Source organism: Dactylosporangium sp. McL0621, assembly GCF_049995355.1.
Classification (GTDB): domain Bacteria; phylum Actinomycetota; class Actinomycetes; order Mycobacteriales; family Micromonosporaceae; genus Dactylosporangium.
Genome location: NZ_CP188259.1, coordinates 3,488,848 through 3,500,718, shown reverse-complemented (window position 1 = coordinate 3,500,718; position 11,871 = coordinate 3,488,848). Strand labels below are relative to the sequence as shown.

9 protein-coding genes are annotated in these 11,871 nt (G+C 74.8%); 3 read left to right on the top strand and 6 right to left on the bottom strand.

Features of this window, described 5'->3' with window-relative positions:
- Window positions 1-2 precede the first annotated feature (2 nt).
- Complete coding sequence (locus tag ACPPVO_RS16505; RefSeq protein WP_426512074.1) at window positions 3-1,481, top strand: sensor histidine kinase; 1,479 nt, start codon at window positions 3-5, stop codon at window positions 1,479-1,481.
- Between the two features lie 161 nt (window positions 1,482-1,642).
- Here ACPPVO_RS16505 and ACPPVO_RS16500 read toward each other — a convergent pair whose 3' ends face one another.
- The gene (locus ACPPVO_RS16500) at window positions 1,643-2,584 is read right to left on the bottom strand and encodes a zinc-binding dehydrogenase (RefSeq protein ID WP_426512073.1); all 942 of its coding nucleotides are present in this window, start codon (window positions 2,582-2,584) and stop codon (window positions 1,643-1,645) included.
- A gap of 11 nt (window positions 2,585-2,595) precedes the next feature.
- Window positions 2,596-4,092, bottom strand: a complete 1,497-nt coding sequence (locus ACPPVO_RS16495; protein ID WP_426512072.1) for a Na+/H+ antiporter — start codon at window positions 4,090-4,092, stop codon at window positions 2,596-2,598.
- A gap of 82 nt (window positions 4,093-4,174) precedes the next feature.
- Between ACPPVO_RS16495 and ACPPVO_RS16490 the strand changes: the two genes are divergently transcribed.
- Complete coding sequence (locus ACPPVO_RS16490) at window positions 4,175-6,820, top strand: hypothetical protein (RefSeq protein ID WP_426512071.1); 2,646 nt, start codon at window positions 4,175-4,177, stop codon at window positions 6,818-6,820.
- Window positions 6,821-7,027: 207 nt separating this feature from the next.
- Here ACPPVO_RS16490 and ACPPVO_RS16485 read toward each other — a convergent pair whose 3' ends face one another.
- The 3 genes from ACPPVO_RS16485 to ACPPVO_RS16475 all read right to left on the bottom strand — a co-directional run bounded on the left by ACPPVO_RS16485 (window position 7,028) and on the right by ACPPVO_RS16475 (window position 9,923).
- The gene (locus tag ACPPVO_RS16485) at window positions 7,028-7,486 is read right to left on the bottom strand and encodes a DUF4396 domain-containing protein (protein ID WP_426512070.1); all 459 of its coding nucleotides are present in this window, start codon (window positions 7,484-7,486) and stop codon (window positions 7,028-7,030) included.
- 105 nt (window positions 7,487-7,591) lie between these two features.
- A complete protein-coding gene (locus ACPPVO_RS16480; protein ID WP_426512069.1) occupies window positions 7,592-9,049 on the bottom strand; it encodes a M20/M25/M40 family metallo-hydrolase in 1,458 nt (485 codons plus the stop codon).
- A 25-nt stretch (window positions 9,050-9,074) separates the two neighbouring features.
- Window positions 9,075-9,923 (bottom strand): alpha/beta fold hydrolase, encoded by an 849-nt coding sequence (locus tag ACPPVO_RS16475; protein ID WP_426512068.1) that lies wholly within the window; start codon window positions 9,921-9,923, stop codon window positions 9,075-9,077.
- Between the two features lie 60 nt (window positions 9,924-9,983).
- Here ACPPVO_RS16475 and ACPPVO_RS16470 point away from each other — a divergent pair, with 60 nt between their 5' ends.
- Window positions 9,984-10,415 carry a CGNR zinc finger domain-containing protein gene (locus tag ACPPVO_RS16470; protein ID WP_426512067.1) on the top strand — a complete coding sequence of 144 codons (432 nt, stop codon included), beginning with the start codon at window positions 9,984-9,986 and terminating at the stop codon, window positions 10,413-10,415.
- On the opposite strand, the gene ACPPVO_RS16465 is transcribed toward ACPPVO_RS16470, so the two are convergent.
- Window positions 10,412-11,803, bottom strand: coding sequence for a serine hydrolase domain-containing protein (locus tag ACPPVO_RS16465; protein WP_426512066.1), 1,392 nt, complete (start codon window positions 11,801-11,803; stop codon window positions 10,412-10,414). The genes ACPPVO_RS16470 and ACPPVO_RS16465 overlap by 4 nt on opposite strands.
- Window positions 11,804-11,871: the final 68 nt, after the last annotated feature.

Sequence of the window (11,871 nt, the reverse complement as noted above, 5' to 3'; positions counted from 1 at the left end):
GCGTGACGGATCGAGGACGGCTCACCAGCCAGCGGCTCTTCGCCCTGACCCTCGGCGCGATGACGCTGCTCATCGCGCTCGGGTCGTGGGCCGGGTACGCCTCCCTGGCCGACACCACCCGGGTCTCCGACCGCCTCCAGCTGCGCATCTCCCCCGCCGCCACCGCCGTCGTCGAGCTGGGCGCGGCCCTGGTCGACCAGGAGACCTCCGTGCGCGGGTTCGTGCTGGCCCACGAGCGGCAGTTCCTCGACCCGTACAACGAGGGCGTCACCTCCGAGCAGCGCATCGCCGACCGGCTGCGCCAGCTGCTCGCCGACGAGCCGAGCGCGCTGGAGGGCCTCGAGGCCGTGGAGCGGGCGGCCGCCGGGTGGCGCACCGGGTACGCCCAGCCCCTCATCGCGAACCCCGACCCGCAGTCGCCGCTGGCCGTGTCGAGCAAGGCGGCGTTCGACGTGCTGCGCGGCGACGTGAACGTGCTGCAGCAGCGGGTCGACGCGGCCCGCGGCGCCGGGCGCAAGGCCCTGGACAGCTCCCGGCACCGCCGCGACACCATCTTCGCCATCATCGTCGCCGGGCTGCTCGTCGGCCTGTTCGTCATCGCGGTGATGCTCCAGCGGGTCGTGCTGCGGCCCCTCGAGCGCCTGCAGGACTCGGTGCGGCGGGTCGCCGACGGGGACTTCGAGCACCACGTGCCGGCCGCGGGCCCGCCGGACCTCGCCGCGCTCGGCGCCGACGTGGAGGCGATGCGCGAGCGGATCGTCACCGCGCTGGCCGAGAGCCGGGGGCAGGAGGAGCGGCTGCGGCGCTCCAACTCCGACCTGGAGCAGTTCGCCTACGTCGCCAGCCACGACCTGCAGGAGCCGCTGCGCAAGATCGCTTCCTTCTGTCAGATGCTGCAGCGTCGGTACGCCGAGCAGCTCGACGAGCGCGCGAACCAGTACATCGCCTTCGCCGTCGACGGGGCGACCCGGATGCAGGCGCTCATCAACGACCTGCTCGCCTTCTCGCGCGTCGGCCGGCTGTACGACAACGTCGCCGACGTCGACCTCAACGCCACGATGCGCCGCGTGCGCTCCGACCTGGAGGTCCGGCTGGAGTCGGCCTCCCTCGAGTGCGGCGAGCTGCCCATGGTCAAGGGCGACCCGACGCTGCTGGCCATGCTGCTGCAGAACCTCGTGAGCAACGCGGTGAAGTTCCGCAAGCCCGACGAGGACCCGCAGATCGTGGTCGGCGTCGAGCCCGAGGACGGCTTCCACCGCTTCTCGGTGCAGGACAACGGCATCGGCATCGAGCCGCAGTTCGAGGACAAGATCTTCGTCATCTTCCAGCGGCTGCATCCGCGGGACGTGTACCCGGGCACCGGCATCGGCCTCGCGATCTGCAAGCGCATCGTCGAGCACCACGGCGGCCGGATCTGGCTCGACGCCGCCTACACCGGTGGCGCGCGCATCTGCTTCACCCTGCCCGCGGTCGCGGTCTAGGGGCTGTGTCGAAGTGGGGGTCGGAGCGAGGCGAGGCTCAGGCGTCGGCTGGGGCCGCGCCGGGCGCGCCCCGATACCGGGGTTGTATCGGGGTGTGACCGGGGTGGTTCCAGCCGACGCCTGAGTCCGCCGCAGCCCGGCCATCCACTTCGACACAGCCCCTAGGGGCGCAGGACGACCTTGCCGGTGGTACGGCGGGCCAGCAGGTCGGCGAAGGCGCGGCCGGCCTCGTGCAGCGCGTACTCGGCGCCGGCGGCCGGGCGCAGCTCCTTCGCGGCGACCAGGCCGAACATCGCCTGGAGGGGCTCGGCGTAGGCGCCGGGGACCTCGAGCGCCGGGCGCAGCCAGAAGCCGGCCACGGCGAGGTTGCGGTCGGACAGCTCGCCGGGGTCGAGCGGCGGGCGGCCCTCGCGTGAGGCGTTGCCGAAGGTGACGAGCCGGCCGAACGGGGCGAGCACGTCCAGCCCGGCGGTGAAGACCCGGCCGCCGACGGACTCCAGCACCACGTCGACCGGGCGGCCGCCGTTTGCGTCTCGGACGCGCTCGGCGTAGCCGTCGGGGGCGCCGTCCACGGCCGCGTCGGCGCCGAGGGACAGGGCGAGCGCGCGCCGCTGGGGCGTCGAGGCCGCGGCGATGACCCGGCCCGCGCCGAAGTGCCGGGCCAGCTGTACGGCGAGCGAGCCGACCCCGCCCGCGGCCGCGTTGACCACGACCGTCTCCCCCGCGGCCAGCCGGGCGCAGCTGCGCAGGACGTGCCAGGCGGTGAGCCCCTGGACGAGCAGCGCGAGGGCTTCGGCGTCGGTGACCTCATCGGGTACCGCCACCGCCGCGTCGGCCGCGACGGCCGCACGCTCGGCGAAACCGCCGCCCGCGAACGTGTGCGCGAGGACCCGCCGCCCGTCGCCGGTGCGGCCGACGACCTCGGTGCCGGGGACGAACGGCAGGGCCGGCGCGGGCCGGTAGGTGCCGGCGATGCGGCTCGTGTCGGCGAAGTTCACCCCGGCCGCGGCGACGTCGACGAGCAGCTCGCCGCGGGGCTCTTCGGTCTCCACGAGCTCGAGGACCTCGGGGCCGCCGAACCTGGTGCACTGGATCGCTCGCACGACCGCCCAGCCTACTCAGGGTCGCCGAGCGCGGTGTCCCGCAGGTCGAGGCGGCGCTGGAGGCGGCGGCGGGTGGCGTCGCCGATCTCCCCCTCCGCGTAGAGCCGGTCGAGCTCGCGCAGCTCGGCGGCGATGAGCTCGCGGCGGACCTCCTGCAGGGGGATGTGCTCCGGCGCCGGCTCGGGGCGCGCGTCGATGCGGTGGCGCAGGGCGCGGCGGAGGGTCGCGGCGGGCTCAGGGGGTACCGAATCCAGCTCTTCCAATCGGGCCAGCGCCGCCCGAGCGGTGGCGGAGTCGGCGCGGATCTCCTCGGCCCGCTGGTCGGCGCCGCTGGCGGCGATGCCGGAGCGGCGCACCAGCGGGCTCAGCGTGAAGCCCTGCACCGTCAGGGTGAGGACGATCACGGCGGCGGTGATGGTGACGGTGAGCTCGCGGCCGGGCAGGTCGAGGGGCACCGACAGCGCGGCGGCCAGGGGCAGCACCCCGCGCGCGCCCGCCCACGACACGACGGCGGCGCCGCGCAGCGACCCGCCGCCGAACGCGGCCAGCGGGAAGACCCACAGCACCCGCACGGCGAGCAGCGTCGCCGTGACCGCGAGGACCTCGACGAGCAGCCGCGGCGGGTCGGTGGCCACGTCGGCGACGAACCCGGGCAGGGTGAGGCCGATGACGGCGAAGACGACGGACTCGAGGAGGAAGACGACGGTGCCGTACACGGCGTGCAGCTGCAGGCGGATGCCCGGGTTGGTGAGACCGGGCGCGAGGCCGCCGAGGATGACGCCGGCAACGACGACCGCGGTGACGCCGGAGACGTGGACGGCCTCGGCGGCGACGTACGCGGTGTAGGGGGTGAGCAGGGCGATCACCGTCTCCAGCACCGGGTCCTCGGTGCGGCGCCGGATCACCGCGACGCAGGCGGCCACGAGCGCACCGACGACCGCCCCGCCGCCCGCGAGCAGCACGAACAGGCCGCTCGCCCGCTGCCACGACAGCGCCCCGCCGGCCGCCGCCCCGGCCACCGCGACCCGGAACAGCACCAGGCTGGTGGCGTCGTTGAACAGGCTCTCGCCCTGCAGGAGCGTGCTGACCCGAGGGGGCAGCGGCAGGCGCCGGCCGAGCGCGGTGACGGCGACCGGGTCGGTGCTGGCCAGGATCGCGCCGAGGACGAAGGCCATGGCGGCGGGCAGGCCGGTGAGGGCGGCGGCGACGAGCCCGACGCCGGCGGCCGAGGCGAGCACCAGCCCGACCGCGAGGATGGTGACCGGGCGCCACACCCGGCGCAGCTCGCGCCAGGAGAGGTCCTCGGCGGCGGCGTACAGCAGGGGCGGCAGGACGACGAGCGAGACGACCTGCGGGTCGATGCTCACCCGCGGCACGAACGGCAGCAGCCCGACGGCGACGCCGGCGACTACGAGCAGCGAGGGGGCGGGGACCCGGAACCGGCGGGCGGAGACGGCCACGACGGTGGCGAGGACGATCAACGCCAGGACGGTTTCGACGCTCTGCACACTCGCCTCATCTGCTCAGCCGGTACCAACTCTAGACGGCGCCGCGGAAAAAGTGTCGTACCCACCGGGTAGCGTGCCGGGCGTGCTGACAGAACTCGATGCGGTGGATTGGCCGGACCTCAGCCACGCCTACGGCGAGGCCGACGACGTCCCCGACCTGCTGCGCCGGCTGGCGACGGGCGACGCCGAGGCGCTGCACGCTCTGTACGGCAACATCTGGCACCAGGGCACCGTCTACGAGGCGACCGCGCCCGCCGTCCCGTTCCTCATCGAGGTCCTCGACGCCCCCGAGGCCGACACCGCCGGGGTGCTGCACCTGCTGGCCTCGATCGCGCGCGGCTCGTCCTACCTCGACGTGCACGAGCGCCTCCTGCCCGCCGCCGAGCAGGGCACCGCCGAGGTCACCGCGCAGATCGCCCGGGAGCTGGCCTGGGTGACGGCCGCCCACATCGCGGTCGCCGCGGGCCGCCCGGCCTACCTGCGCCTGCTGTCCGCGGGCGCCGCGGAGGACACCCGCGCCACGGCCGCCTACGTGCTCGCCGCGGTCGACGACGCCGCCGACACCGCCGCGCTGCGCGACTGCGCCACGGCCGACCCGAGCCCCGTGGTGCGCGCCGCGGCGATCCTGGCCCTCAACGGCGGCGGCGTGACCGACGCGCGGTTCCTGGCCGACCCCGCTCCCCTGCCACGGGTGACCGCGGCCATGGCGCACATCGTGCGGGAGAGCCCGGCGCCGGTCCGCCCCGAGCTCGCCGCCGTCCTGGCCGCCGACGCCCCCGCGGCCCTGCCCGACGTGGCCCGCCTCCCGTGGGACGTCGACGACCCCCTGGCCTGGGTCCTGAGCGCGGCCGAGCGCGACTGGCCGGCCCAGGTGCACATCCTCGCCGCCTGGCTGGAGCACCCCGACGCCCTGGTGCGCGCGGGCGCCGCCTACGCCGCCGAGGAGCCCATGCGCACCTGGCGCGCCGCGGCCCCCGCCCTCGCCCCGCTGCTGGCCGCCCGCCTGGACGACCCCGACGCCACGGTGCGCTACTGGGCCGCGTCCCACCTGGCCGCCGCGGGCCGCATGGGCAACCCGCCGGTGGCCGACGCGCTGTGGGCGGTGGCCTCGCGCGGACCGGGCCTGGACGCGACGGCGGCCCGGGCCCTGACGGCGCTCGTCTCGCTGCAGGACACCCGCGCGGACGCCTTCATCGCGCGGGTCCTGGCCGCACCGGCGGTGCCGTCGCTCTCGGAGCTGTCGGGGTCGGAGCGGCTGAGCGCGCTGACGGCCGCGACGAACGAGCGCAACCCGGCCGTGGGCTGGCGCCGCGCGGTCCGCGAGCAGCTGGGGTCGGCCACGGCGCCGGTGACGGCGCTGGTCTTCGACCTGAAGGCGCTGCAGCCGGCTCTGCCACGGCTCGGGCCTTGGGCTACGCGGACGCGGGCGGGTCTGGTTGCGGCTATCGGGCGGGCCCGGCCGGGCTTCGAGCAGAACCTGCTGATTGCGACGGCCGCTCGGTTGCTGGCCGCCGCGGCGCCGCTTGCCGACCACGCCGCTCCCGTTGCTGATCACGCCGCTCCGGCCGACTCGGGCCCGACGCCGCTTTCCGATCACGCCGCTCTGGCCGACGCCGGCCCGACGTCGCCGGCCGACCACGCCGCTCGCGTTTCTGATCACGCCGCTCCCGCCGACTCGGGACCGACACCGCTTTCCAATCACGACGCTCCGGCCGACGCCGGCCCGACTTCGCCTGCCGACCACGCCTCCCCGGCCGACGTGAGCCCGACGCTGCTTTCCGATCACGCCGCTCCTGCCGACGCCGGCCCGACGCCGGTTGCTGATCACGCCGCCCTGGCCGGCGCCGGGCCGACGCCGCCTGCCGACCACGCCTCCCCGGCCGGCGCGAGCCCGACGCCGGTTTCCGAGCTCGCCGCTAGCCCGTCGCACACTCCCGGCCTCGTCGTGAGCCCGTCGCAGTCCCCCGGCCTCGACGCTCTGCCCGACTCGGACGACCGCGTCGCGCTCGGCGCAGCCGGGCCCGCTCGGTCGGGGGGCGATTCCGCCGGTTCTTCCCCCGGCGCCGGGCCGGCCGCCGGCCTCGCTGGTCCCGGTGAACTCGCGGCGCTGGTCTCGGTGCTGCGGGGCTGTCTCGGGCCGGAGCACCCTTCGACCGCCGCGATCGAGGCGCTCGGGTCGCTCGGTCCGGCCGGGGCCGGTGCGGTGCCGGAGTTGGCCGCGCTGCTCGAGCACGCCGAGCCGACCGTGCGCCTGCCCGCCGCGGCCGCCTACGCGCGTCTCACCGGCGACCCGGCCCCACTGCTGGCCGCGGCCGAGGCGGCCCTCGACGCGCCGCGCGCCTGGCAGCGCACCGAGGCCCTGCACGCCCTGCCCGCCGCCGGTCGCGCGGCGTCCGCCCTGGCCCCGCGCCTGCTCGCCATGTTCACGGACGAGGACGAGTGGCAGTCGATGCGGGCCGCAATCGCGTACTGGCATGCCACCGCCGACCCGGCCCCCGTCGTCCCGCTGCTGCTGCAGCACGCCACGAACAGCCCGCGCGGCCTGGAGGCGGTGCGCGGCCTGGCCACGATCGGCCCCGCGGCCGCCGCGGCCCTCCCGCTGCTGGAGGCGGCCATCGCGGCCCCGGACCGCCAGCCCCACAGCGACGACTCCTGGGGCCACGACGACGACGTGTGGCTCGACGCCTGCACCGCCGCCGTGGCCAGCATCGGCGCCGCCCCTCGATGACACCGCGCGACCCGGCCGGGCGAGACGCATCCACCGGGCAAACCGGGGTGGCGATGCCTGCGCCGTGGATCGCCGCCGCCGCTCAATGACGACCGTGTGGCCCCTGCCGCCGCTGTTCAGGGACGACCGTGTGACTCCGGCCGCGCATGACTCATCTGTCGAGCGCCCCCTGCGCCGCCGCTGCTCCATGACGACCGCCGCCGCTCCTCAGTGGCCGTGGTGGTACTGGTGGACCACTGCGTGACCCCGGCCGCGCGAGATCATCCAGCGGTTCACCGGGGTGGTCAGCACGAACGCGACGACCAGGGAGAACGCCAGCGACAGCCAGAACAGCGCGCTGGTCAGGCCGGCGTTCATCGCGCCCGGCACGGTCACGATCACCAGGTTGTCCAGGATCTCCATGACCGCGATCGACACCGTGTCGGCGGCGAAGGCGACGGCCAGCGCGGCGCGCAGACCGACACCGGCCCGCAGCACGCCGCGCATGGTCAGCGCGTAGCCGAACACGAACGCCAGGACCACCGACAGCACGACCGTGGCGGCGTTGTGCAGGCCGAAGCCGGTGCCGATGACCATGCCGAGCACCTCCCCGATGGCGCAGCCGGTGAGGCAGTGCAGTGTCGCCCGGGCCGCCGTGGCCCAGCTCGTGTGGGTGTGCATCTCCATCGCGAACCTCCGATCCGTCGCCGGTGAGCATACCCCCAGGGGGTATAACAACGAAGTGATGCGGCCCACGCCGAGCCGGGTCCGGAAATTTCGGAAATGGGGAACTCAGGTCACCGGCTGGGGGTACGCGACCGGACTGCGATGGCCCGCCTGGTCGACCGCACGCACGCCGAAGTGGACGTTGTCCTTGGCCACCGGGATCGTCGCCGTGGTCACGTCGCCGACCGGGATGACGTGGGTCCAGTCCGGGGCGGTGCTGTCGCGCCACAGCACCTCGTACCCCGCCAGGTCCGGCTCCGTGCCGCGGGTCCAGCGCAGAGTCGTGTCGTTGGTCAGCACCGCGGCCACGATGCCCACGCCCGCCGGGGTGGCCGGGGCCTGGGCCAGGGACCAGAGCGTGGCCGCGTTGACCTTCGCGACCCGGGTCATGTACGCGAAGTCGCAGAACTGGGGCAGGTCGCCGAACTGCGTGCCGTTCTCGACGCGCACGTCCTGGTGCTCGTGGTCGAAGTTCTCGCGGGGCTCGGTCAGACGGCCCGCGGGGTACCCCTGCTGCAGGAACGGAATGTGGTCGCTGCCGCGCAGGAAGCGGTCGCGGCGCCACACCACGCGGATGCGCATGCCCGTGGCGTCGTTCTCGGCCACGTCGCGGGCGAAGCGGGCGAGCTGGCGCGACGGGCCGTCGTCCTCGCCGCCGACGCTCTGGCGGGTGGCGGCCTGGGCGGCGGTCTCGCTCGTGGGCACGCCCTCGACGAACAGGCGTACGGCGCGCGGGTCGGGCGGGGTGCCGTCCCAGGCCTGGCTCGCGCCGATGATGTCGTTGCTGAACATCGCGGCGACCTTGGCGCCGGCCGCCTTGAACTGGGCCGCCATGTACGTCGAGCCGAACAGGCCCTGCTCCTCGCCCGCGAACGCGGCGAAGACGATCGTCGACTCCACCGGGCGGGTGGCGAAGACGCGGGCGAGCTCGAGGACCACGGCCACGCCCGAGGCGTCGTCGTCCGCGCCGGGGGCGTCGGCGGTGAAGTTCATGACGTCGGTGATTCGCGAGTCGTAGTGGCCGGAGACGACGTGGATGCGGTCCGGCGCGACGGTACCGCGCAGGGTGGCCACGACATTCGTCACCGTGACCGGCTCCGGGTTGCGGGCGCCCGGCGGCTGTACGAAGGACTGCAGCTCCACCGTCATCCGCCCGCCGGATGCGGCCGCCGCCGCCTGGAACTGGGCGAACAGCCAGTCCCGGGCGGCGCCGATGCCGCGGGCCGGGTCGGTCTGGCTCGACAGGGTGTGGCGGGTGCCGAAGGCCACCAGGCGGGTGACCGTGGCGCGGATGCGGTGCTCGTCGAGCTCGCCGAGGAGCCGGCGCAGGTCGCGGTCCGGGGCCTGCGGGGCCGGGCGGCGGCCCGGGCCGGTGTCCAGGTCGAGGTCGGCCGCCGGCTCCGCGTGGGCCGGGGTGGTGCCGGCGAGGGTGAGGGCGGCCGCGGGCACGGCGGCGGTGGCCGCGGTGAGCAGGGCGCGCCGCGTGGCAGCCGGCTTGGTGGGTGGTTCGCGATCGGTCTGCATGCCTCCGCATCCTGGCCCGGCTCCGTCAGGAAGTAAATAAGCTTCGATGGATCAGGAAGTCCTCGACGAGCGCGGCGATCTCGGGCAGCCGGTCCTCGAGCGCGAAGTGGCCGGTGTCGAGCAGGTGCAGCCCGGCGCCGGGCAGGTCACGCAGGTAGGCCCGGGCGCCCGCCGCGGTGAAGAACGCGTCGTTGGCACCCCACACGATCAGCGCCGGCGGCCGGTGCTCGCGCAGGTACCGCTGCCACCGCGGGTACTGCGCCACGTTGCCGCGGTAGTCCAGGGCGAGCTCGGTCTGGGCCCGCACGCGGCCGGGCCGGTCGAGGAAGTGCTGGTCGAGGGTCCAGCCGGCCGGGTCGACCAGGCGCGGGTCGGGCACGCCGCCCTCGTACTGGCCCCGGGTCACGGGCTCGGTGAAGAGCTCGCCGACCTCGTCCGCGGCGATCGTCGCGCGGGCCAGGTCGCTCAGGCCCTCCTCGTACGCGTTCGCGTTCTGCAGCACCAGCCCGGCGATGCGCTCCGGGTGCCGCGCGGCGAGCCGGAGCCCCACGGGGCCGCCGAAGTCGAACGCGTACAGGACGAACCGCTGGAGCCCGAGGGCCGCGACGAAGCCGTCGACGACGTCGGTCAGAGCCTCGAAGGTGTACCGGAAACCCTCCGGCGCCTCCGTGAAGCCGAACCCGGGATAGTCGGGCGCGATGAGCCGGAAACGGTCTCCGAGTGCGTCCATGAGCCGGCGGTACTGGTGCGAGCCCGACGGAAACCCGTGCAGGAGCAGCACCGGCGGCGCGTCGACCGGCCCGGCGGCGCGGTAGAAGACGCGGACGCCGCCGACGTCGACGAAGTCGTGCACATGCTTCGGAAGCCGATTCATGCATTAGTCATAGGGCGTCGCCAGCTAATGCGTCAACGGTGATGTGTATCATTAGTCGGCGTGGAGGTCCTCGACCTGATCAACAGCCGGCCGGACGACGGGGACGAAGAGGTGCCGGCCGCCGTCCGCGGGGTACGCACCCTGGCCGCCCGGGCCGTCGAGGCCGCCCGGCACGGGGGAACGCCCGACCCCGCCGACGTCGAACGGCTCAACGCGATCATGCGGGCGGCACCGGCGTACCCGGTGCTGGACGGGCGCACCCTGACCCGGGCTCGCGACGGCTCGCCCGCGCAGCAGGCCGCGGCGCGGCTGGCCGAGGCGACGGCCGAGCTGCTGGTGTCACCGTCCGTGACCGCGATCAAGCAGTGCGCCGCCCCGGACTGCGTCCAGCTGTTCCTGCCCGCGAACCCGCGGCGGCAGTGGTGCTCGGCCGCGCGCTGCGGCAACCGGGCGCGGGTGGCGCGGTACTACCAGCGCCACCGCACCGTCTAGATCGCGTCGGCGAGGATGTCGGCGACCGCGACCCGGGTCGGGTCCGGGTTCGCCCAGCTCCAGTTCGGGTGCGCCCGGTTCGTCAGCAGGACCAGCACCAGCTTGCGGCGCGGCTCGACGACGATCTCGCAGCCCGTGAACCCGGTGTGGCCGTAGGCGCCGGAGCCGGCCAGGCGGCCCATGAACCAGGACTGGTCCAGCTCCAGGCCGATGCCGTGCGTCGAGGAGCGGTTCGGGCGGTCGACGTCCGTGGCCGGCAGGCCCGAGTTCTTGTTCGTCAGCATGTTGCGGACCGTGGCCTCGGACAGGATGCGCTTGCCGTTGTACTGCCCGCCGCCGAGCAGCATCAGGCCGAGCACGGACAGGTCGGCCGCCGTGGTGAAGATGCCCGCGGAGCCCGCGACGCCGCCGAGGACGTTGCAGATGTCGTCGTGCACGGTGCCGCGCAGCAGGCCGCGCGACGAGCGGGCGTCGGTCGCCACCAGGCGGTTGGCCTTGTCCGCGGCGCTGAGCCAGCCGAGCGGCTTGAAGCCGGTGTCGCGCAGGCCGAGCGGGCCGGTGAACTCGCCCTTCACCTGCTGGTCGAGCGGCTTGCCGGTGAGCTTCTCGAGGATCTGCTGGGTGAGCAGGAGGCCGAGGCTGGTGTACCGGAACAGGGTCCCGGGCGCGACGCCGTCGGCGAGCGGGGTCGAGACGATGTACTCCCACCGGGCCGCGTAGTCCGGCTTCTTCGACGTCTCCGGGATCGACGGGCCGACCGGCAGGCCGCTGGTGTGCGTGAGCAGCATCTGCACGGTGACCGCGGACTTGCCGGGGCCGTCGAAGGCGGGCAGGTACTGCGCGACGGGCGCGGCCAGGTCGAGCTTGCCCCGGTCGACCTGCTGCAGGGCGAGGATCGTGGTGAAGACCTTCGTGACCGACGCCACGTCGAAGATCGAGTCGGGCCGCATCGCCACGCGGGCCTTCGCCGCCAGCTCGACCGGGCCGGCGCCGTAGCGCAGCGCGTCGCCCACCGCGGCGAGCGTGGTCACCTTGCCGCCGACGTTGACGAGCACGACCGCGCCGGCGTAGCCCGGGTGCTTCGGGTTGTCCGTGGTCGGCACGAGGTAGTGCTTGAGGGTGTCGACGAGCTTGCCGCTGTACGGCGCCGACAGGACCTGCCCGGAGACGGCCGCGCCCGGCGAGCCGGATGCGGACAGCCCGGCCACCCCATCCGCGGCGACCGGCTCGGCCGCGGCCGCGTCGGCCGGGACGCCGGAGGCCGAGCCCGACGGGTCGGCCCCCGCGGGCGTCGCCGGGTCACCGCCGCAGCCGGCGAGCGCGGCGACGGAGGCGGCGAGCCCGCCGCCGAGGATGGCGCGCCGGCCGAATCGAAGATCAGAGGACACGGCGGGGATTGTTGCATCCGCGGTGCGGTCGCCGTACCCCCGAACAGCCAATTCGGACACTGTCAGGA

Coding starts and splice junctions, on each gene's coding strand:
- ACPPVO_RS16485 (WP_426512070.1), bottom strand. CDS start 7,486: ATGGAGATGCACACCCACACGAGCTGGGCCACGGCGGCCCGGGCGACA.
- ACPPVO_RS16480 (WP_426512069.1), bottom strand. CDS start 9,049: ATGCAGACCGATCGCGAACCACCCACCAAGCCGGCTGCCACGCGGCGC.
- ACPPVO_RS16475 (WP_426512068.1), bottom strand. CDS start 9,923: ATGAATCGGCTTCCGAAGCATGTGCACGACTTCGTCGACGTCGGCGGC.